General features: G+C 28.4%; 20 protein-coding genes and 3 pseudogenes. 3 read left to right on the top strand and 20 right to left on the bottom strand.

Annotated elements, in window-relative coordinates:
• Positions 1–29: 29 nt before the first annotated feature.
• A pseudogene (gene rpsT / locus ANHYDRO_RS07255) lies at positions 30–295 on the top strand (30S ribosomal protein S20).
• 67 nt (positions 296–362) lie between these two features.
• Here the strand turns inward: rpsT and holA are convergent.
• A complete protein-coding gene (gene holA / locus ANHYDRO_RS07250) occupies positions 363–1,376 on the bottom strand; it encodes a DNA polymerase III subunit delta (protein WP_004815137.1) in 1,014 nt (337 codons plus the stop codon).
• A 16-nt stretch (positions 1,377–1,392) separates the two neighbouring features.
• Complete coding sequence (locus ANHYDRO_RS07245; protein WP_004815135.1) at positions 1,393–3,555, bottom strand: DNA internalization-related competence protein ComEC/Rec2; 2,163 nt, start codon at positions 3,553–3,555, stop codon at positions 1,393–1,395.
• A gap of 54 nt (positions 3,556–3,609) precedes the next feature.
• Between ANHYDRO_RS07245 and ANHYDRO_RS07240 the strand changes: the two genes are divergently transcribed.
• Complete coding sequence (locus ANHYDRO_RS07240) at positions 3,610–4,356, top strand: alanyl-tRNA editing protein (protein ID WP_004815133.1); 747 nt, start codon at positions 3,610–3,612, stop codon at positions 4,354–4,356.
• A gap of 30 nt (positions 4,357–4,386) precedes the next feature.
• On the opposite strand, the gene leuS is transcribed toward ANHYDRO_RS07240, so the two are convergent.
• The 18 genes and pseudogenes from leuS to hflX all read right to left on the bottom strand — a co-directional run bounded on the left by leuS (position 4,387) and on the right by hflX (position 20,638).
• Positions 4,387–6,795, bottom strand: a complete 2,409-nt coding sequence (gene leuS, locus ANHYDRO_RS07235; RefSeq protein WP_004815131.1) for a leucine--tRNA ligase — start codon at positions 6,793–6,795, stop codon at positions 4,387–4,389.
• Positions 6,796–6,804: 9 nt separating this feature from the next.
• Positions 6,805–8,193, bottom strand: a complete 1,389-nt coding sequence (gene asnS / locus ANHYDRO_RS07230) for an asparagine--tRNA ligase (RefSeq protein WP_004815129.1) — start codon at positions 8,191–8,193, stop codon at positions 6,805–6,807.
• Complete coding sequence (locus tag ANHYDRO_RS07225; protein WP_004815128.1) at positions 8,174–9,505, bottom strand: replication-associated recombination protein A; 1,332 nt, start codon at positions 9,503–9,505, stop codon at positions 8,174–8,176. Before ANHYDRO_RS07225 ends, asnS begins: the two co-directional genes overlap by 20 nt.
• 137 nt (positions 9,506–9,642) lie before the next feature.
• The gene (nrdR, locus tag ANHYDRO_RS07220; RefSeq protein WP_004815125.1) at positions 9,643–10,095 is read right to left on the bottom strand and encodes a transcriptional regulator NrdR; all 453 of its coding nucleotides are present in this window, start codon (positions 10,093–10,095) and stop codon (positions 9,643–9,645) included.
• Position 10,096: 1 nt separating this feature from the next.
• A complete protein-coding gene (ftsZ, locus tag ANHYDRO_RS07215; RefSeq protein ID WP_039914382.1) occupies positions 10,097–11,182 on the bottom strand; it encodes a cell division protein FtsZ in 1,086 nt (361 codons plus the stop codon).
• A 33-nt stretch (positions 11,183–11,215) separates the two neighbouring features.
• Positions 11,216–11,809, bottom strand: a complete 594-nt coding sequence (locus tag ANHYDRO_RS07210; RefSeq protein WP_244261668.1) for a cell division protein FtsQ/DivIB — start codon at positions 11,807–11,809, stop codon at positions 11,216–11,218.
• Between the two features lie 275 nt (positions 11,810–12,084).
• On the bottom strand, positions 12,085–12,456 hold the full coding sequence (locus ANHYDRO_RS10810) for a UDP-N-acetylglucosamine--N-acetylmuramyl-(pentapeptide) pyrophosphoryl-undecaprenol N-acetylglucosamine transferase (RefSeq protein ID WP_244261663.1): 372 nt from the start codon (positions 12,454–12,456) through the stop codon (positions 12,085–12,087).
• Between the two features lie 17 nt (positions 12,457–12,473).
• Positions 12,474–13,043, bottom strand: coding sequence for a UDP-N-acetylglucosamine--N-acetylmuramyl-(pentapeptide) pyrophosphoryl-undecaprenol N-acetylglucosamine transferase (locus ANHYDRO_RS10805; RefSeq protein ID WP_262359363.1), 570 nt, complete (start codon positions 13,041–13,043; stop codon positions 12,474–12,476).
• 37 nt (positions 13,044–13,080) lie between these two features.
• Positions 13,081–13,494, bottom strand: a complete 414-nt coding sequence (locus tag ANHYDRO_RS10800) for a glutamate ligase domain-containing protein (protein ID WP_004815115.1) — start codon at positions 13,492–13,494, stop codon at positions 13,081–13,083.
• Complete coding sequence (gene murD / locus ANHYDRO_RS07200; protein ID WP_004815114.1) at positions 13,473–14,390, bottom strand: UDP-N-acetylmuramoyl-L-alanine--D-glutamate ligase; 918 nt, start codon at positions 14,388–14,390, stop codon at positions 13,473–13,475. Before murD ends, ANHYDRO_RS10800 begins: the two co-directional genes overlap by 22 nt.
• On the bottom strand, positions 14,387–15,337 hold the full coding sequence (mraY, locus tag ANHYDRO_RS07195; protein WP_039914379.1) for a phospho-N-acetylmuramoyl-pentapeptide-transferase: 951 nt from the start codon (positions 15,335–15,337) through the stop codon (positions 14,387–14,389). Before mraY ends, murD begins: the two co-directional genes overlap by 4 nt.
• A 5-nt stretch (positions 15,338–15,342) precedes the next feature.
• Positions 15,343–15,741 carry a septum formation initiator family protein gene (locus tag ANHYDRO_RS07190; protein WP_004815109.1) on the bottom strand — a complete coding sequence of 133 codons (399 nt, stop codon included), beginning with the start codon at positions 15,739–15,741 and terminating at the stop codon, positions 15,343–15,345.
• A gap of 1 nt (position 15,742) precedes the next feature.
• Positions 15,743–16,663 (bottom strand): 16S rRNA (cytosine(1402)-N(4))-methyltransferase RsmH, encoded by a 921-nt coding sequence (gene rsmH / locus ANHYDRO_RS07185; RefSeq protein WP_004815107.1) that lies wholly within the window; start codon positions 16,661–16,663, stop codon positions 15,743–15,745.
• A 1-nt stretch (position 16,664) separates the two neighbouring features.
• Positions 16,665–17,078: a division/cell wall cluster transcriptional repressor MraZ gene (gene mraZ / locus ANHYDRO_RS07180; RefSeq protein WP_039914375.1), complete on the bottom strand. Its 414-nt coding sequence runs from the start codon at positions 17,076–17,078 to the stop codon at positions 16,665–16,667.
• Between the two features lie 188 nt (positions 17,079–17,266).
• Positions 17,267–18,029 (bottom strand): annotated as a pseudogene (lgt, locus tag ANHYDRO_RS07175) (prolipoprotein diacylglyceryl transferase).
• Position 18,030: 1 nt separating this feature from the next.
• A complete protein-coding gene (locus ANHYDRO_RS07170; RefSeq protein ID WP_004815099.1) occupies positions 18,031–18,768 on the bottom strand; it encodes a YebC/PmpR family DNA-binding transcriptional regulator in 738 nt (245 codons plus the stop codon).
• Between the two features lie 11 nt (positions 18,769–18,779).
• A complete protein-coding gene (locus tag ANHYDRO_RS07165; RefSeq protein WP_039914372.1) occupies positions 18,780–19,427 on the bottom strand; it encodes a YigZ family protein in 648 nt (215 codons plus the stop codon).
• Positions 19,402–20,638 (bottom strand): annotated as a pseudogene (hflX, locus tag ANHYDRO_RS07160) (GTPase HflX). The gene ANHYDRO_RS07165 and the pseudogene hflX overlap by 26 nt, the downstream one beginning before the upstream one ends.
• Before the next feature lie 173 nt (positions 20,639–20,811).
• Here hflX and ANHYDRO_RS07155 point away from each other — a divergent pair.
• On the top strand, positions 20,812–22,962 hold the full coding sequence (locus ANHYDRO_RS07155; protein ID WP_004815090.1) for a transglycosylase domain-containing protein: 2,151 nt from the start codon (positions 20,812–20,814) through the stop codon (positions 22,960–22,962).
• Positions 22,963–22,979: the final 17 nt, after the last annotated feature.

Raw genomic sequence — 22,979 nt, 5'->3', positions numbered from 1 at the left:
TCAGTCGATATAAATTGGGGGTGAAAAAAATGGCAAACATTAAATCAGCAATAAAAAGAATTGATGTAACAAGAAAACAAACTGCTAGAAATAAATCAGTAAAATCTGAAATAAAAACTTATGTTAAAAAATTTGAACAAGCTATAGAAAATAAAGATAGCGAAAAAGCTAATGAACTTTTCAAAACTGTTGATAAAAAAGTAAAAAAGCAGCAGCTAAAAACATAATTCACAAAAATCAAGCTAGTAGAACATCATCAAGATTAGCTAAAAAATTAAATTCATTAAATGCTTAATTTTTAATCGGTTCATTCAAAACTTGCGATTTAGACAAGTCGCCAAGATTAGAATGAGTCGATTTTTTTATTTAGAAAATTTTTCAATCAAGATTAGCATGTTTAAGTTCATATCAAAATCTTGACTTTTTTGTTTTAGATCACACTTATATAAAAATTCTTGTATATTAAATAAGTCATCAAGACTAAAATTTCTTATAAATCCCTTATCTTTTCTTAGCTCAAAGCTAGATATTCCTAAAGATTTTTGAATAAAGGCATCATTATATGAAGCCTTTGTTAATACTTTTATACCAATCAAATTTCTTATATGTCTTACTATCATGTGAAAAATTTTAAAAATTTCATCCATATCCTTTGCCATATATAAATATGTATTCATTGCAGATTTACTATCCCTAACCGACAAGGCGTCTGTTAGGTTAAAAATGTTTAAGTCTAATATTTTATCTAGTTGATCGTGGACATCTTCAATAGAAACCTCACTTTTATCAGAATTTGCAATAATCTTATCAACAGTATTGATTACCTCATAAAGGTCTATTTGAGAATTCTTGTTTAGATAAGAAAACCTATCTATAATTTCATTTATATAGGATTTTTTAATTTTCTTTTTATTTTTTACAAATCTTTTACCAATAAAAGATACCAATTCATTATTATTTAACCTATCAATTTCAACTATATTTCCATATTCTTTTATAGTTTTATAAAATTTCCCCTTAAAGACATTATCTTCAGCAATTACTATAAGGGTTAAAAATTCCGGAATATTTTTAGCATCATCAATCAAAAGCTTACATATGTCATCATATTCTTTTATAGAATTTTTTGATAAGTCAATATTTCTCCAAATAAGAACCTTTTTATCTTCCATTATAGGATAGGTATCCATGGCAGTTTTAATCTCTTCTAGGCTCTTTTTCCCCTTTATTTCAGTATAATTAAAGTCCGGAAAGGATATCAAATCCTTGGCTTGGTCTATTATTGTCTCTTTCAAATATTCTTCTTTAGAATCAATTAGATAAATTCCACTTGTATTTTTTTTAAATAAATCAGTCATAAATTCCTTATAATTCATCTAAAAAATCCTCCTTTTACATATTTTTTACCTTAAATGAATTTTTGTAAAAATCAATTTGGCAATATCCATCCCTTTGACTAATACAAATTTCTATATTTTTTAAATTTTCTAAAACTTCCTTTGAGGGATGGCCATAGGTATTTTTTCTTCCTGCAGAAATTAGGGCAAGTCTTGGACTTGTAATTTTTACAAATTTTTTTGATGTCGAAAATCTTGATCCATGGTGGGAAACTTTCAAAATATCTATATCTCTAGCAAGAATTTCTTCCTTATCACTTGGCAAATCTCCCATAGTTAAAATCTTAAAATTATTAATCTCAATTAAAAGTGGCATGGAATTGTCATTTTCCCTTCCATCAAAATTTTTCAAACACCTTACTTTAAAATTTTTCCCCTCATACACATCTCCCTCTTTCATTTCTTTAAAAGAGTGAATTTTTCCTAAGTTTCTATTATACTTATTTGAAATAATAGGGCCAAGTTCAAAATTATTTTTAAGCTTTTCTATACTTCCCATATGGTCTTTGTCCTCATGAGATACAAAAACAGCCTTTATTTTTTTAACTCCCTTTGCCTTTAACAAAGGTATGGCAATTTTTTCACTTGAAGAATAATTTTTAAAAGAAACTTCCCCGCAATCAAATAAATATACATCCTTACCATCTTCTAAAATAAAAAAATCCCCTTGGCCAATATCGACCATTTGAAAAGAAATTGGCATATTCTTATCTTTAATTATTATAGAAAAAATCACAATAAAAATTGATAAGATTAAGAAATTTTTTGCCCTTATTTTTTTATTGGTAAATTTAACCATAATAAATAAAAGTATTAGGTAATAAAAACAAATTAAAATGGATTCTTTTGGAAATTCAAGGCTAAAAATTGAAAATGAATTCAAAAAGCTAACTATATTTAAAATAGACCCTATTAAAAAATCTAAAATATAGAAAAATATTCCCAAAAGTCCTCCTAAAAATGGATATAAGATAATTATTCCAAAAATTATATACATAGATATAGTAAAAATAGGAATAACCAAAAAATTTGCAAAAAAACTTAGCAAATTGAAAAATCCATAGTAATAAATTATATGAAAGGCTAAAGTAACTTGTAAAGTCAAGGTAAAAATTAGACTTTTCTTTATGTATGAATATTTTTTTCCTCTAACAAGACTTGGATAAATTACATAAATTGCAAATCCTGCCAAAAAAGATAGGAAAAACCCAGAGTTAAAAATAGCAAAGGGATTAAAAAATAAAATCAATAGCATTGAAACTATAAGATTTTTATACATATCCCTTCCTTTTTTTAACAAAAATGCCAAGTAAGAAAAAGAATACATTAAAAGTACCCTTATTACCGAAAAGGGAAAAGAAATTAAATATCCATAAAATAAACAAAATCCTAAAGAAATTGGATAGGCATACTTATAAGAAACCCCAGATTTTATAAGCAAAAATAACAATAAAGTAAGGATTAAGTCTATATGGAGTCCAGAAATTGCCAAAATATGTGAAAGACCTAACTTATTCAAAACTTCCCTATCATCAAATCTTTCAGATAAAATAACAGATTTTATAAACAAAAAAGATTTTTTTGATAAATTTTCCCCAAAAATTTTCTCAATATATATTCTAAAAGACCTCTTCATTTTCAAAAAAACAGAAGATGAATAGCCTAAATTTTTATAAGATTTTATATCAAGTTTTGACTTAATCTTTTTAGAAAGTAAAAATTTCCTATAAGAAAATAAGTAAGGGTTGGTATTGGTCTTATGCCATGAAATTTTACAATTTGCCCTTAATCTTTGTCCTATTTGAAAATTTTTCTGGCTTATAAAAGAAGATTTTTCATTAATATCTTCCTTTCTATTTGAGGCTTTTACATAATATGTATAAAAATCTTCACTTTTAGCCTTGTCAACTACAGTAAGGTTTAAATCCAAATCATCATACTTATCAAGTTTATAAGAAGAAAAAGAAAAAACTCCAAGAAAAAGTCCCAAAGAAAAACCTAAACAAAGATAAGAAAGGAAAGATTTTCTAATAAAAAGAAAAACTGCACATGCAAATAAGCCTATAATTAAATAATAAAAATTATAAGCCTCATACAAAGTAAAAATTCTAACCCCTGCCAACAAAGAAATAAGTAAAAAAAACAAATTTTTTCTCATAAGATTCTCCTGAATTTATTATAACATATGATATAATAAATTAGAGGTAATTTTATGAATGATTTGTTATACATTAGTCATCCACAATTAAATAAAATTGATTCCAAAATTATTAAGACAAAAAATGAAGGAAAAAATACAAAGATAATTTTGGATAGGAGTATTTTTATGCCAACTTCTCCATATCTTTTGGATGAAAATCCAAGAATTTCAGGAAATGAAGTTAGCCATATAAGATTTATTAATGGAAATTTGATACATACAGTTAATAATAAAATAAAATCATCTTCTGTTAAGCTAAGTTTTGATAAGGATATAAGACTTAAAAATATGGATTATAACACAGCTTTTTTTATTTTTAAATCTTTATTTTTAAAATATTATAACAAGAAGGACCTTACTTTAAAAATAAAGGACAATTATTCTCAAATTAAGGTTTCAAATTTTCATGAAGATTTTTCAATAGATGATTTTTTAAGCTTATTTAATAAATTGATAGATTTAGGATTAAAAATTAATAAAGATAGAGATTTTGTTGAAATAAAAGGTTTTGATAAAGACTTTAATTCTGGAGTCTACCATAATAATACAAAGTATTTACAAGGTATTTTTGTTTTTTCAGTTGAAAAAATAGATGAAACTCTTCTAATTGATTTTATTACAGGAGCTGACTATAAAAATTTTACAAAAAATAATATAAAAGTGATTAGTGAAATTAAAAAGATTTCTTTTTCTGAAATTGATACATCGGATAAGCTTAGAAAGATAATTTCAACAATCCAAAAATCGACATATATTTAAAAGGCCCTTGCATTTGCAAGAGCCTTATTTTTATTTTACAAGTAAGTTTAATATTTTTCCTGGTACATAGATTACCTTGAATATATTTTTACCGTCTATATATTTTTGAATATTTTGATCATTTTCTGCACTTGTTACTGCATCTTCTTGATCAGCATCTTTTGAAATTTTTATAGTAGCCCTGACTTTTCCATTTACTTGAACAGGAAGTTCTATGGAATCAAATTCAAGTTTACTTTCATCGTATTCAGGCCATGATGCTTGGTTTAATTGACCCTCAAAGCCAATTTCTTCCCACAATTCTTCAGTTAAGTGAGGAGCAACTGGATTTAATAAGATTAGATAAGTTTTATAATCTTTTTTAGTGATTTTTCCAATATTTCTCATCTCATTTAATAAACTCATTAGAGCAGCTATTGCTGTATTGTATTTTAAAGATTCATAATCCTCACTTACTTTTTTGATAGTTTGGTTAATTAAAATTTCAAGTTCATTTGTGTATTCATCACCATCTTCTACTAAGTCATAAAGATTAAATACTCTTTCCAAATATTTTCTACAACCCTTAACACCTTCGTCTGACCAAGGAGCTGTTGACCTAAAATCACCAATAAACATTTCATAAGCTCTAAGGGTATCTGCCCCATAATCTCTTACAATATCATCCGGATTTACAACATTTCCTCTAGATTTTGACATTTTTTGGTGGTCTTCTCCCAAAATCATTCCGTGAGAAGTTCTTTTCTTGTATGGTTCTTTTGTAGGAACTTTTCCTAAATCATACAAAAATTTATGCCAAAATCTTGAATAAAGTAAGTGAAGAGTAGTATGCTCCATTCCACCATTGTACCAATCAACAGGTGTGTAATAATCTAATTTTTCTTTACTTGCTAGGTCTTCATTATTATTTGGATCAATATATCTTAAATAATACCAAGAAGATCCTGCCCATTGTGGCATGGTGTCAGTTTCTCTTTTTGCAGGCTTTCCACAAATTGGACAAGCAGTATTTACAAATTCATCTATTTTTGAAAGTGGACTTTCCCCATCATCAGTAACTTCATAAGAATCAACATCAGGTAATTTTATTGGTAAATTTTCTTCCTTTTCAGCAATCCATCCATGTTCTTCACAATAAATCATTGGAATTGGTTCACCCCAATATCTTTGTCTAGAAAATACCCAATCTCTTAACTTATAATTTACCTTAGCTGAACCAAGATTTTTTTCTTCAACATATTCAATTATTTTCTTTTTAGCATCTGATACAGTAAGTCCATTTAGGAAATCTGAATTTATCAAAAGTCCCTTATCAATTGAAGTTGTTGGTAAAGCTTCATCACCTGTATCAATTACAGGAATAATTGGCATTTCAAATTTTTGTGCAAATTCAAAATCTCTTTCATCATGAGCAGGAACTGCCATAATAGCTCCTGTTCCATAAGAAATTAAAACATAATCAGAAATCCAAATTGGAATTTCTTTTCCATTAACTGGATTTATAGCAGAAATTCCATCTAATTTTATACCGGTTTTTTCCTTTATAAGCTCACTTCTTTCAAAGTCAGATTTTTTCTTAGCAAAATCTTGGTATTCTTTAACCTCATCTAAATTTTTAATCTCATCTTTAAATTCTTCAAGCATTGGATGTTCTGGTGCAATTACCATATAAGTTGCCCCAAAAATTGTATCAGGTCTTGTTGTGTAGACATTTAATTTATAATCTTTGTCTTTTAAAGAAAAATTAATTTCTGCACCGTGACTTCTACCAATCCAATTTTTTTGTTGAATTTTTATTTTTTCTTCATAATCAACTTCATCTAAATCATCAATAAGCCTATCAGCATATTCTGTAATCTTTAACATCCATTGATTTTTAACCTTGTGAGTTACTTCTGACCCACATCTTTCACATTTTCCATCAACAACTTCTTCATTTGCAAGACCAACCTTACATGATGGGCACCAGTTTACTGGCATTTCTTTTTTATAGGCAAGGCCATGTTTATATAATTGAATGAAAATCCATTGAGTCCATTTGTAATAATTTGGATCTGTAGTGTTTACTTCTTTGGACCAATCAAAAGAAAATCCTATTGACTTCATTTGAGCCTTGAAATTTTTAATATTATCTCTTGTTACTATAGCTGGGTGAATATGATTTTTTATAGCATAATTTTCTGTTGGAAGGCCAAAAGCATCCCATCCCATTGGATAAATTACATTTTCTCCTTCAAGTCTTCTTTTCCTAGCTACTATATCTAAAGCTGTATATGGTCTTGGGTGACCTACATGAAGACCTTGACCAGATGGGTAAGGAAATTCTACCAAAGGATAGAATTTTTTCTTATCTGTGTCAAGTTCTGATTTAAAGGTTTCTTCTTCATCCCATATTTTTTGCCATTTTTTTTCAATGGCATTTGGATTATATTCCCTCATATTTTCTCCTTAATTTTTTGATGCAAAAGAATTAACTGTTCTTGGGTAAGGTATAACGTCACGGATATTTTTCATTCCTGTAAGATACATTACAGCCCTTTCAAAGCCAAGTCCATATCCTGAATGAACAACTGTTCCATATTTTCTTAAATCTAGGTAATTTTGATATTCATCAATTTTCAATCCATTATCTTCCATAGATTTTACAAGCTCGTCATATCTTTCTTCCCTTTGACTTCCACCTATAAGCTCACCTACTGCAGGAACAAGCATATCAAAGGCAGCTACAGTTTTTCCGTCATTATTTCTTCTCATATAAAACGCCTTAATATCTTTTGGATAATCTGTTACAAAAACAGGACCATCAACTATTTTTTCTGATAAATATCTTTCATGTTCAGTTTGAAGGTCAATTCCCCATTCTACTGGATATTCAAAATCAACATCAGCATTTTTTAATTTTTCAATTGCATCTGTATAGGTAATTCTTGCAAATTTAGCATTTTTAACCTTTGTAAGTCTTTCGATCAAAGTATCATCTATTCTTTCATTGAAAAATTCAATCTCATCCTTACAATTTTCTAAAACATATTCAATCATATATTTCATCATTTCTTCAGCCACATCCATACATACATTATAATCTGCAAAGGCAAGTTCAGGTTCAAGCATCCAAAATTCTGCAGCATGTCTTGGTGTATTTGATTCTTCAGCCCTAAATGTTGGACCAAAAGTATAGATATTTGAAAGAGCAAGAGCATAATCTTCAGCTTCAAGTTGTCCTGATACAGTTAGATATGATTTTTTTCCAAAGAAATCTTTTGAATAATTAACCTTACCATCCTTATCAAGATTTGGTTTTTCTAAGTTTTGAGTTGTAACTTGGAACATTTCCCCAGCACCTTCAGTATCTGAAGCAGTAATTAAAGGCGCATTTAAGTAAATAAATTCTCTTTCTTGGAAGAATTTATGAAGGGCATAGGCAAGTTTTGATCTTAATCTAAAAACAGCCCTATAAGTATTAGTTCTAACTCTTAAATGAGGAATAGTTCTCATATATTCAAGAGATTGTCTTTGTTTTTGGATTGGAAAATTCTCATCACTATGACCCAAAACTTCTACTTTATTTGCTTGAAGCTCATAGGCTTGCTTTGCATTATTAGTTTTGACAAGCTTACCAATAACCTTTAAAGAAGCTGACAAGTGTTCTTTTTGTATGCTTTCAAAGTTTTCTAAGTCTTTTCCTATAACAACTTGTAAATTTTTAAAAATTGTTCCATCATTTAATTCGATAAAACCAACATTTTTTGTAAATCTTGCTTGTCTTATCCAGCCTTGGGCTGTAATTTCTTGGTCAATGTATTTTTCAACATCTTTTTTAATCTCTGATAATTTCATCCTCATTTCCTCTCTTTATTTTTTCTAAATTTTTACTAAGTATTTTTTCATAACCTATATCTTTTGATTTATAAAATTTTTCATTTATAAATCCATCTGGAAGGTAATCTTGTTTTACATAACCATTATAATCATGTGGGTATAAATAAGTATCTTTCACAAGATTTTTACTCCCCTTATAATGTGTGTCTTTTAGTTTATTAGGAACTTCCAGATCTTTTTCATTTTTTACAAAATCCATAGCCTTATTTATGGCAAGATAAGTAGAATTATTTTTCTTTGCCAAAGATAGATAAATACAAGTTTCGGCTAAAATAATTCTAGCTTCCGGCATGCCAACAGTATTTATTGCTGTAAAGGTATTAGTGGCAAGGCTTAAAGCATAAGGATCTGCAAGGGAAATATCCTCTGATGCAAAAATAATCATCCTTCTTGCTATAAATTTTATATCCTCCCCGCTATTTAACATTTTTGCTAAATAGAAAATTGCAGCATCAGGATCAGAGCCTCTCATAGATTTTATAAAGGCAGATATAGTATCATAATGTCTATCCCCATTTCTATCATAGATAGAAATCTTTTTTTGTATAGAATTAAGTATACTTTGTCGATCAACTTCTATTATACCTTCTTTATCCTCTTGTGAAAATATAGCAATTTCTAATGCATTTAATAAGGCCCTACAATCTCCATTCGAAAATTTTACTAAGGTATTTCTTGCATCCTTATCAATTTTTATATTTTTATTTTGTAAAACTTTATCCTTGGTCAAGGCCATACCAATTAACTTATGCAAGTCATCATTAGTGTGAGCTTTTAATTCAAAAACATACATTCTTGAAATTAGAGCCTTATTTACCTCAAAATATGGATTTTCTGTTGTAGCCCCTATCAAAATAATAGTAGAATCTTCAACAAAAGGAAGGAGATAATCTTGTTGACTCTTATTAAACCTGTGAATCTCATCAATAAATAATATAGTTTTTTTATTTTCATATTTAAGATTATCTTTTGCTATTTCAATTTTTTTCTTTAGATCACTTATTCCACTAGCTACGGCAGAAACTTTTTCAAAAGCCATATTTGTAGATTTTGAAATAATTTTTGCAAGGGTAGTTTTCCCAACTCCAGGCGGGCCATAAAAAATAGATGAATAAATTCTATCTGATTTTATCATCCTTCTAATAATTTTACCCTCTCCCAACAAATGGTCTTGGCCCAAAAAATCTTCGATATTGTCAGGTCTCATCCTATCTGCCAAGGGAGCTGATTTTTCTAATTGTCTTTGTCTATTAAGTTCGAATAAATCCATTTTAAACTTCTTTCAAAAAAAGGACCATTGCATAACGAATAAGTTAATCTTTAAAATCTAAACAAAAATTATTTAAATTTTTATTTGACTTATCTTAAAGTTAGACTTAATTCATGTTTGCAAAAGCCCTAAATTATCTAATCATTTTCTAAATTTTTAATTTCTTTATAAAAAGACTCAACATCTTTAAATTCTCTATATACTGATGCAAATCTAACATAAGCAACAGGATCTAATTTTTTTAGATGGTCCATGACAAATTTACCAATACTTGATGATGGTATTTCTTTTTTACCAATATGATTAATAGAAATTTCTATCTCATTTGCAATTTTTTCTATTTGATCCATACTTACTGGTCTTTTTTCACACGATTTTACTATTCCACTGATAAGTTTTGCCCTATCAAAAGATTCTCTTGTGTTATCTTTTTTTACAACCATTAGAGTTTGATCTTCATATCTTTCGTAAGTTGAAAATCTCTTATTGCAAGTCTGGCAAAGTCTTCTTCTTCTAATAGCGTGATTATCTTCTGTGGCTCTAGAGTCTATGACTTTTGTGTCATTTGAGTCGCAATATGGACATTTCATTTTATTTTAAGAAATCTGGTAAATCTATATCATCAAATGGATTTGAAGATTTTTGACTTCTTTGTGCAGGTCTTTGTCCTGTACTTTGACTTGATCTTCTAGTCTCAATTGTTTCTCTTCTTTTTTGACTATCTTGGTCAAATCCTGTAGCAATTACAGTAATCTTAATATCATCGCCTAGTGATTCATCGCTACCTACACCAAAAATGATATTTGCATCTGAATCGATGTGATCTCTGATTAATTCTGCTGCTTCATTTGCTTCCATTAGACCAACTTCTGCTGCTGTTACATTTAATAATACAGCATTAGCACCTTCAATAGATGTTTCAAGAAGTGGAGAGTTAACAGCTGCTTTTGCTGCATCAACTGCTCTATTTTCACCACTTGCTCTACCAATTCCCATGTGAGCTATTCCTTGATCTGACATTATTGATTTAACATCAGCAAAGTCAAGGTTAATTACATTTGGTATAGCTATAAGTTCTGAAATACCACTTACAGCATCCATAAGTACTTGGTCTGCCATTTTGAAGGCCTCTACCATTGATGTTCTTTTTTCAACTATTTGTAATAGTCTATCATTTGGTATTGTAATTAATGTATCAACGCTTTCTTTTAAAGCTTCAATTCCACCTTCTGCAGATGTTTGTCTTTTTCTTCCTTCAAAAGTGAAAGGACGAGTTACAACGCCTACTGTAAGTATTCCTTGTTCTTTTGCTTTTCTAGCTACAACAGGGGCTGCTCCAGTACCAGTTCCACCACCCATTCCGGCAGTTATAAATACCATGTCTGCTCCCTTTAGTGATTCATCAATTTCTGATTCACTTTCTTCAGCAGCTTTTTCACCAATTTCAGGATTAGCTCCTGCTCCAAGTCCTCTTGTAAGCTTTGCACCAATTTGTAATTTTATATCGGCATTTGCTTCATTTAAAGTTTGTAGGTCTGTATTTAATGCAATAAATTCTACACCAGAAAGGCCACCCTCTCTCATTCTACTTATTGCATTATTTCCACCTCCACCTACTCCAATAACTTTTATTTTGGCTAAGGCGTTATTTTCTACTTCCATATTGATATTTGCCATCTTCCTCCCCCGTTTCATTAAGAATAATATTTTTTAATTATCTTCATCTTTTTCGTCAAGACTTTTTTCTTCAACTTCCACTACTGGATTCTTTCCTTTATCAAGACTAATAGAATATGCTTTTAGTTTTTTATTATCTATATCTTTTAAAACCGAATCAAGTAATTTCAATTTATACTTATAATTTTTTAAATCTCCGAAATTAATCTGAATATCTTTTATTATTATACCAATATCATTATAGTTTTCCAAGTCTATTTCTTTTATGTCCTTACTATATTTTAGCTTTTGCAATAAAGATATAAATTCCAAAATATTTTTATCATCAGTAAATTTTTTACCTATCTGTGGTTTCTTTTTTGGAAGTTTTATTTTTATTAGACTTTTATTATTTAATTTTATTGTCCTATCTAAAACTTTTCCATTATTGGTAATAATATACTTATCTTTTTTATATGTCGTGTACATATATGGATATTCTTCTTTGACTTTAACCACAATTTTATCTGGCATTTCTTTATCTATAGAGATTTTTTTAATTATTTGATCCTTTTTTAATTTTTCTATACTTTCTTTTTCGTCATATAGGGCAATATTTTTGCCTACTGGATTATTTAATTTTTTCAGTATTTGATCATCTGATAAAACTTTATTTCCTTCTATAAATACTTGAGATATTTTAAAGTATTCATGGTTGAAAAAATTGTATATTAAAATTCCAAGGCTAAGAATTACTAAAAATATAATAAAAACGGAGTAAATAATTTTTCTTTTCTTTTTATTTTTCTTCTTTTTCTGTTTTTATTACTCATTTTAATTTTCCATTAAATTTTTTATTAATTTATATATTTCATCAGCAGCATCTGGATTTTGTAAAGATTTTGCCATTTGGCCCATCTTTTTTAGTTTTCTTTATCATCAATTATATCAACTATGTTTTTATATAAGACTTCACCTGTTAAATCTTTTTCAAGAATCATAGAACTTGCACCTTTTTCAAGATAGGTTCTTGCATTATATTCTTGGTGATTTTCTGTTGTATAAGCTTTGGGAATTAGTATTGAGGCTTTTTCTAGGCTTGAAATCTCACTTAGGCTCATGGCTCCTGATGAGGCAATTACAAGATCACTTACCCCATAAAAAAGATTTATATTATCTATGTATGAAAATACTTTAATAAATTCATTTTCTTTTGTATTTTTTAGAAAATCATCATAAAAAATAGGTCCTGTTTGGTGGAGGAGATAAAATTTACCATCCATCAAGTTACTCATTTCTTGCACGGCCTTGTTTAAGGCTTTTGACCCGTTTGATCCTCCAAAAGAAAAACTACCGGCCTATCTTTTTTTATGCCTAATTTTTCTAAATCTTCTTTTGTATAATTAGTATTAAAATTTCCTCTTACAGGATTACCTGTTATATGGATATTTTTTTGATTTTTTATGTGTTTTTTCGCTTCTTCAAAAGAAATGCATACTAAGTCAACTTTATTGGATAGAAATCTTGTGGTAATTCCTGGGAATGAATTTGACTCGTGAATAAGAGTTTTGATATTTTTCTTGCTTGCTTGATAAAGTATTGGTGCACAAACATAGCCACCAGTTCCAATTACAAGATCAGGTTTGAATTCTTTTATTATTTTTTTAGCCTCTTTAAATCCTTTAAAATTTGTTATTAATGATTTAAAAAGTCTTTTGGAAATTTTTCTAGGAAGACCCATAGCTTCAATTGGTCTAAATTTATAGCCATATTTTTTTACTATTCTTTCTTCTGGCTTTCCTTTTATTCCAACATATAAAATTTCTATATCATTTATTTCTTTTTCTAATTTTTTGGCACATTGCAATGGCAGGATATATATGTCCACCTGTGCCTCCTCCAGATACTATTACTCTCATTTAAACTTCCTTTTCTAAAACTCTTTTTTTAAAGTCATCTCCTCTTTGCATGTAATTATTATACATTCCCCAACTTGCACTTGCAGGCGATAATAAAACTGTATCAGAATCTTTCATGATTTCAAAAGACTTGTCAACAGCCATTTGCATATCATCTACAAGGTAATATTCTATTTTATATTTTTTGCATAAATCTTCTAAAATATATTTTGTTTGACCTAATAAAATCATGGCCTTTATTTTTCCATTTTCTTTTTCAAACATTGGTGAGTAATCAATTTTTTTATCATAGCCACCTGCAAGTAAAATTATGTTTTTGTCAAAAGAATCTATGGCCTTTATTGTGCTATCAACGTTGGTTGCTTTTGAGTCGTTATAAAATGAAACATTGTTTACTTTTTTGACAAATTCCAACCTGTGTTCAATTGCCTTAAAGGTTTTTGTATATTTTTTATTTTTTCTAAGTCTATTCCATATAAGTATAAGCAAAGCATAGCACAGGCTGCATTTGCTAGGTTGTGATTTCCTACTATCTTTAAATCTTTTTTATTTAATAAAAATATATCTTTTTGATCTTTTAAATACAAACTATCATCTTTTAAATATATTCCTCTTTCTACTTTTTCTTTCATAGAAAATTCATATATTTTCGTCTTAAATTTATTTTTATTTTCTAACAATATTTTGTCATCATGGTTAATAACTAAAAAATTATCTTCATCTTGGTTAACTGCAAGTTTTAACTTATCATTGGCGTAATTTTCAAATGATCCATGCCAATCTATATGGTCTGGACTAATATTTAAAATCGCTCCAATATGTGGTTTGAATGTTTTTGTATCATGTAGTTGAAAGGATGAAACTTCTTCAACAAATACAGCATCCTTATTGTACATTTGCCACAAAATCCCCTCACCTATATTTCCTACACTAATTGCCTTTTGCCCTGCTTGATTTAAAACATATGTAATTAGAGATGTAGTTGTGGTTTTACCATTTGTTCCTGTGACTGAAATTATTTTTTTATCTTTAAAAATCCTATATGATAGTTCTATATCTGAAATAATTTGATTATTTTTTTCTAATTTTTGTACAATCTTATCATCAGGCCTAATTCCTGGTGATTTTACTACAAAATCATACTTTTCATTAATTTTTAAATCAGAAATAGGGCTATAATTATAGCCCTCTAATCTTTCGTCTTTATTTTTATTTTTATCATAAGTAAAAACTTCATATCCTAATTTATCTAAAGTTTTTACTGTAGATATTCCTGTTATTCCTAAACCGTAAACTAAAACTTTTTTCATAGTACTGCTAATAAAGTAATCAAAGATAAAATTACTGATACTATTGTAAAACCAGTAACTATTTTTGGTTCTTTGTATCCTTTCAATTCATAATGGTGGTGGATTGGTGTCATTAAAAATATTCTCTTTTTATTTCTAAGTTTGTATGATGCAACCTGGATTATTACACTTAGTGCTTCAGCTACATATACTCCTCCAAGTATTACCAAAAACAAAGTCATCCCCATATTTATAGCAAGAGCAACTACAGCCCCACCTATAGCCATAGATCCTGTATCCCCCATAAATACGCTTGCTGGATTTGAGTTAAAAAATAAAAATCCTAAAACTGCTCCAAGCATGATGCTTGCAAATAATTCATCTTCTATATTTTTAGCTAAAATTATAAAAGTAATAAAAACTGGAATTGAAACTTGGGTAGATAAACCATCAAGCCCATCAGTTAAATTTACTGCATTTGATGTTCCTATCATTATAAACATCATTATTGGAATTCCTAAAATAGAAACATTTAATCTAATATCTGTAAATGGAATCCATAATTTTGTAATTGTATCATTTTGAAAGATAAAACATAAAATTGCAATAGCAAATGATAATCCAACTTGAAGGATTATTTTTTGCATAGCAGTTAGTCCCAGAGATCTTTTCAAAACTAGTTTTCTAAAATCATCAATAAAACCAATAGCTCCAAAACCAAATGTTGCTAATAATAATATAAAAGTTTTCATAGAAAAAGGAACAAATATCAATGTTAAAACAAGAGCTGAAATTAAAAATATAATACCACCCATAGTTGGTGTTCCTGCTTTATCATAATGACTTTTTGGTCCTTCTTGTCTAATATTCTGTCCAATATGACTAGACTTTAAAATTGGAATTATAATTTTTCCTAAAATTAAAGTTAGCATTAAACTTATTAAAATAATTAAAATAATATTTTTCATCTCTCCTACCTATCAATATTAAGATAAACAGTGTTGTCCTTGTTTTCATAAATCATGCCAAGATTTTCCATTGCATATCTTTGGATTTCTTTTAAATCAACTGAATCTTCAAGGTCTTTATTCAACCTATCCCTTGTCAATTGATAAGATGTATATTGACTTTGTAAATTATTATACTCGTTTCTCATATTATTCAATTTCATATAATTATGTAAAGAAAAAATCCCCATAAAAATAAAGGATAAAATTAATAAAGCTAAGACATTTCTCTTAAACTTCTTATCCTTCTTTTTAAGCCTATTATAGCTAAACTTAGTGTCGTAAGAAGTTTGATTATGTAAACTTAGCTTTTTTCTTTTATTTAAATTTTTATTAACTTTTCTTTTTTTCAAAGCAGCTGACATTTTAAACCCTTTCGCAAACCCTTAGCTTGGCACTATGAGATCTTCTATTTGTTTTAAGTTCATCTTTAGATGGCAAAATAGGTTTTTTACTTATTATCTTTACCTTTTTTTCGTGATTGCAAACACAAACAGGAAATTCAGGTGGGCATATACATTTTTTGCTCATCTCTTTAAATTTATTTTTAACTATCCTATCTTCTAAAGAATGAAAAGTTATTACACACAACCTTCCTCCCTTATTAAGACGGTCTACTATTTTTTCTAAAGTATTTTCCAAAACTTCAAGCTCTCTGTTAACTTCTATTCTTAAAGCTTGGAATACTCTTTTTTCAGGATGAGCTTCATTAGTAACTACAGATTTCATAACAATATTTCGGAGTTGTAAAGTTGTATTAATTTCGTGCAATTTTCTGTAATCTACTATAGCTTTCGCAATGGTTTTAGAATATCTTTCTTCACCATATTTGGAAAAAATTTCCCAAAGCTCATCCAAAGAGTAATCATTGACAATTTGTTTTGCTGTTAACTCATTATCTTTGTTCATTCTCATATCCAAAGGTCCGTCTTTCATATAAGAAAAACCTCTATCTCCATTGTCAATTTGATATGAACTTACGCCAATGTCCATCAAAGCGCCATCTATCATTTTTAAGCTAGCCTTATCAAGAACATCTGAAATTTTTTCAAAGTTCTCATTAAAAAATAAAACATTTGAGAAATCTTTCAAATTTTCTCTAGCTGCTTTGATAGCATCCTTATCTTGGTCTAAGCCAATTAAAAGACCTTCAGGTGATAAGTTTTTTAAAATTTCCTTAGAATGGCCTCCCTTACCCAAAGTTAGGTCAGCATATATACCATCTTCTTTAATATTTAAATTTTTTATAGTTTCATTTAATAAAACTGATTTGTGAGAAAATTCCATATTACTGATCCATAATTTCTGATAAGTTCACTTCTACATCACCAATATAATCATTCCAATTATCCAAATCCCATATTTCTATGTTGGTATTATTTCCGATTATAATAGCCTCTTTATTTAAATTGGCATACTCGCGCAATTGCTTATTTAATAAAACTCGCCCTTGTTTATCTAAATAAGCTTTGATAGTGGAAGAGAAAAACAATCTTTTCATCGCCCTATTGTTTTTATTTTGGTAGGATAAGTCTTCAAACTTTTTGGCACGTTTTTCGAATTCATCAATAGTATATAAAACTAAAGAACGCTCTGGTCCCTTTGTTACATAAAATTCACTACCGAGATCATCTCTAAATTCACTTGGCATCATTATTCTATTTTTAGAATCTAATTTATGAATGAATTCTCCTAAAAACATGACCCACCTTCTACCACATATTTCCACTTCATAATTATTTTATACCAAATCCTTTAAATTGTAAAGGATTATAAAATTATTTTAATGGTCAAATTTATATATTTTAAGAGTATTTTTTATTTTTTTAAAAGTAAGGTGGTTTAATTTCCCAAAATAAAAATTTGCAAAGAAAAAAACAGCCTAAGCTGTTAATTTTTCTTATATGGTTTTAAATTTATATTTTTGTATTTTACAAATAAAAATATTCCGATTATTAAATATGCAACACTTGTTATTTGTGCCATCCTAAAAGGTCCTATCATCAAAGAATCGGTTCTAAGTCCTTCCACAAAAAAATCTTAAAACTCCATAAGCCATAAAATAAACTGATGTTTGTATTCCTTTTTTTGGATTTTTTTTCCTATATATTAGTAAAAATAAAAATATCAAAAAATCTCCAAGTGATTCATACAAAAAAGTTGGGTGAACTTTTACTCCATCAACAATTATAGCCCAAGGTAAATTTGTAGCACTTCCATGGGCTTCTCCATTTACAAAATTACCCCACCTACCAATAGCTTGGCCCAAAGCAAGGGAAGGGACCATAATGTCTAAAATATCAATTAGGGGTAGGTTTTTTTTCTTTGTATAAAAGTATATTGCAATTATCGCAAACAAAATACCACCGTGAATGGCAAGTCCACCTGCCCTAAAATTTAAAATTTGTATTGGATCATTCTTATAAAAATCCCATTCAAATATTACATACCAAATCCTAGCTCCAATTATTGCAAAAGGAAGGGTTACAAAAAGTAAATCATAAATGAAATCTTCAGAAAATCCTCTTTTTACAAATTCTTTTTGTGCAATTTTTGCCCCAATTAAAACTCCTGAAATTATTAATATGGCATACCAATATATATCAATTCCAAATAAGGAAAAAGCAACCCTATCTATATTAAAATTCAACATATTAATCTTCTATGCTATCTGGCACATTCCAATTTGTATAAACTTCTTGAACATCGTCATTATCTTCAAGAGCATCGATTAATTTCATTATTTGTTTGTTATTTGATTCTTGTGCATCAATTAAATTATCAGCAATGTATGAAATGTCTGCCTTTGTAAGTTTATAGTCTGATTTTTTAATTCCATCTACTATGCTTTGAAAATCTTCGACACTTGTTATAATTTGATAAGTATCGCCCTCATCTGTCACATCCTCTGCTCCAAGATCAATCACTTCTAACATTAAATCATCAAAATCAATTCCAGCTTTTTCAATTTCGATTAGTCCTTTTCTGTTAAACATGAACATTACTGATCCATCAGTTCCAAGATTTCCACCATTTTTATCAAAAATATGTCTAATATCTGGAGCTGTTCTATTTTTATTGTCTGTTAGGCAATCAACAATTACAGCTACTCCATCTTTAGCATATCCTTCATATATAATTCTTTCAAAATTTGCCCCATCCATATCGCCGCTTGCTTTTTTGATTGCTCTTTCGATATTATCATTTGGCATATTTTCAGCCTTAGCCTTATCAATTGCAGCTTTTAGTGCTGGATTATATTCTGGATTATCCCCGCCTTCTCTTACAGCAACAGAAATATTTCTACCAAGTTTTGTAAAAATTTTTCCACGTCTTGCATCTTCACTACCTTTTTTATTTTTAATTTTGCTCCATTTATTATGTCCTGACATATTTCCTCCTTTTATTTATCATATAACATGATCTTATCAAGTTTTTCTATTTCTATATTTGATGAGGTCATGTCTATAAGTCTTTTTTTGAAATTTTCAAAATTACTTTCTTCTATATATAAATCTATACTTACATTTTGAAGAAAGTTCTTTTCTATAATAATATAATTTTCTTCATTTAGAAAGTTTTCTATTATTCCAAGTAAATTATAATCAAAAGTTATTTTACTTTCTATAAAAACTTTTCTATAAGTAATTTTCCCATCCAAGCAATCAGAAACGCCTTTTGTATAGGCTCTTACCAAACCGCCCTTGCCAAGTTTTTTTCCACCAAAATATCTTGTAACGACTGCTACAAGATTAAAAAGTTCTTCTTTTTCCAAAACTGAAAGCATAGGAAGACCAGCAGATCCTTGTGGCTCTCCATCATCTGAATATCTTTTTATTTCTGGTTTTTCATTAATAATATAGGCTGAACAATTGTGATTTGCATCCTTATAATTATCTTTTATTTTTTCGATAAAAGCTATGGCATCTTCTTCATTTTCAACATATTTTATGTTTGTTATAAAGACTGATTTTTCTATTTCAAATTCATCTTGTATTTGCCCTTCAATAGTTTTATAATTTGGGCTAATTTTTCTCGATATATCTCTCATATTTATTATAATCTTTCTTTGAAATATCAAATTCTAATATAGAAGAATTTTCATCATAATCTTTTTTATCTATATCGTAATTTGTCATAATATAATCTAAAACTTTCCCATCTTCATAAGGTATTTTCATTATAACTCTTACATAGTCATTTTTTATAACATCGACTATCTTATCTTTTAGTCTTATAATATCAGCTTCGTCTCTTGCTGATATATAAATTTTTTCTTCTTTATTTTTATATCCTAAAAGAATAATTTCATCTTCAATTTTATCAATCTTATTGAAAACATAAAGAATCTTTTTTTCTCCAATATCTATGTCATCAAGGGCCTTATCGATTGTATCCAGCTGAGTTTGTATGTCATAAGATGAGTCTATTACAACTAAAAGCATATCAGAAAATTTAATTTCTTCTAAAGTTGTAAGAAATGAATCATTTAATTCTTTTGATAAATTATCAATAAAACCTACTGTATCCGTTAGGGTGACTTTTGTGTTTGAAAAATCTAGCCTTCTAGTCGAAGTATCTAGGGTTGCAAATAAAAGATCATCAGAATAAACAAACTTATCTTTACCAAATATTTTTAACATATTATTTAAAATAGTAGATTTTCCAGCGTTGGTATATCCTAAAAGTGAGATATTCAAAATCTTTTCTCTAGATTTTCTATTAACTACCTTTGTTTTTTCCAAATCTTTTAATTTTTCTTCAAGACTTCTTATATCACGTACTATTGCTCTTTTATCTGTTTCAAGCATGGTTTCACCTGGTCCTCTTGTACCAATTCCACCTGATTGACGAGAAAGATAAGCAAACCACTTATTTATTCTTGGAAGTTGATATTTTAATTGGGCAAGTTTTATTTTTAATTTAGCCTCTTTTGTATTTGCTCTTTGGGCAAAAATATCCAAAATTAAAGTTGTCCAATCTACAACGTGAAGTTTCATTCTCTCTTCAAGATTTCTTAATTGAGATGCTGAAAGTTCTACATCAAAAACAACTGTATTTACATTTAATTTTTTTTGCTATATCTTCAATTTCAGAAACTTTTCCAGATCCAATATAGTAAGCAGGATTTACTTTTGATACAACCTGACTAATTTTCGCAACAGACTTTCCACCTGCAGTATTAATTAAAGATTCAAGTTCAAAATCCTTATTTGGGTTTTCTTTATTTTCAAAAACATTTACTTGTATAACTTCTTGCATAAACATCCTTTCTATAAGAGATTATACATTTTTTTATTATAAATTAAAGATTTATAATAAATACAAATATTTATTAGCTTGATAGATTAAATTTTAAAAAAATGATAAAATAAGAATAAGATTTAAATTTAAGAATTTTTAAAATTTAATATAGATTTAAACAGGAGGTCAAAATGAATAAAAAAATTTCCTCTATAGTTTTGAAAATTTTGCTTATAGCCTTACTCGCTTTTGGAATTATAGGGACTATTTTTGCCGGATTAATTGGAGGCGGAATAGTTGAGGTTATGAAAAAATCTCCAAAAGTTAATCCAGAAAATATAAAATACGAGATGAGCGAAAATTCAACTATAGTTGATAAAAATGGAAAAGAAATTGATTCGATAAGAACTAGTGAGAACAGGGAAATTGTAGATATTGAAAAAGTACCTGATTATTTGAAAAATGCTTTTGTGGCAGCTGAGGATAGAAGATTTTATAAGCACAGCGGAATAGATCCTCTTTCAATAGTCGGTTCTGCCCTACAAAATTTAAAAAGTGGTTCTATTGTAAGAGGTGGATCTACCCTAACTCAACAACTCGCAAGAAATACTTACCTTTCCAATGACCAAACATACGAAAGAAAAATCAAAGAAATATTTTTAGCCTTAGACATAGAAAAATCATTAAGCAAAGATGAAATACTTGAAGCTTATATGAATAGGGTTTTTCTTGGACAAAATGTTTTTGGAGTCCAAGCTGCAGCCCAAACTTATTTTTCAAAAGATGTAAGCGAACTATCTCTTGCCGAATGTGCAACAATAGCAGGAATAGTCCAATCACCAACAGAATTTGCCTTATTTAAAACAATACCAACCTCAGAGGTTACAAATGAAAAAGTTCTTGGTGAATTTACAATTGATGGACAAAAGTATTCTGCAATTTACAATCCAAAACCATATGAAAGAGAAAAATATGTCCTAGAGAAAATGAATGAAGAAGGATATATTTCGGATAAAGAATATAAAGATGCTTTAAATGAAGATGTAGCGAGTTCTATTAACCCACCAGAAGATAGGGAACCTGTAATGGCATCCTACTTTAATACTCTTTTAGAAAAACAAGTTGTAGAAAAACTTCAAGATATTTATAAAATTGATGAAAAAGAAGCTTACAACAAACTTTATTATGGTGGTCTTAAAATCACAACAACTATAGATTCAAAAATACAAGAACAAGTAGAAAATATTTACGAAAATTTCTCAGAATATATATTAGGAAATACTCAAGGTAGAAATACCGCTCCCCTATTAAACTTATCTTATGATGGATATGGAAATATAATCAATGAGAATGGAAATGTAATTTATTTTGCTAAATCAAACATTATAAATGATAACAATGATTTTACTTTATCAAATAATGAAGCATATTTTGACGATTATAATAATTTTGTAATTAATTCATCAAAATTAAAGCTAAATCAAACAAATTTAATACTTAAAAATTTCTACACCTTAGATGAAAAAGATTCAAATCTAAGAACACATAAAACCGGTTATATGGAGTTAAATTCTAATGAAAATGTAAAAGAAGGAAATGATGGGTCAATAATTATTACATCTTCTTATCTAAAAAAACATAAGGATTTAATTATTCAAAATGACTCTGGATCATATTCATTTAATAAAAGTTATTATGATATTGACCTTGAAGGAGTTATTCAACCACAATCTGCAACAATTGTAATTGATCATAAAAACGGAGAAATTAAAGCAGTTGTTGGAGGACGTGATCAAAAAGGTCTTAAAATTTTAAATAGGGCGATTGACCAACCAAGACAACCTGCATCAACAATGAAGCCTCTTGCAACTTACACACCTGCTATAGATAAGGGCTATTCGCTTGCTACAGGAATTGATGATGTTCCTTTTATGAGAAAAGAAAATGGAGAAATTTGGCCAGAAAATATTTATAAATCTTACAAGGGAATTGTTTCTCTTAGAGATTCTATTGTATATTCTATAAATACAAACGCTGTTCGTACTTTAAAAGATGTGGGAATTGCAAATTCAAAAAAATACTTAGAAAAATTTGGACTAATAAAAGAAAATGGCGATGATAATTTCATAACTAAGGATGAAAATCCAAAAAATAATGATGAAAATCTTGCTTCAATGGGGCTTGGAGCTATGACAAACGGAATGACCTTAATTGATATGACAGCAGCTTACGCAGCACTTGCTAACAAGGGTGAATATATAGAACCTTTGGCTTTTTCAAAAATAGAAGATAATCAAGGAAAAATTATTTTTAGTGAAAAAAATAAAAAAGAAATAAGGTAACAAGCCCTCAAACAGCT

It is taken from the genome of Anaerococcus hydrogenalis DSM 7454 (assembly GCF_000173355.1).
Classification (GTDB): Bacteria; Bacillota; Clostridia; order Tissierellales; family Peptoniphilaceae; genus Anaerococcus; species Anaerococcus hydrogenalis.
Note: the sequence above shows the minus strand (reverse complement) of the source record. Positions and strands in the feature narration are given on the sequence as shown.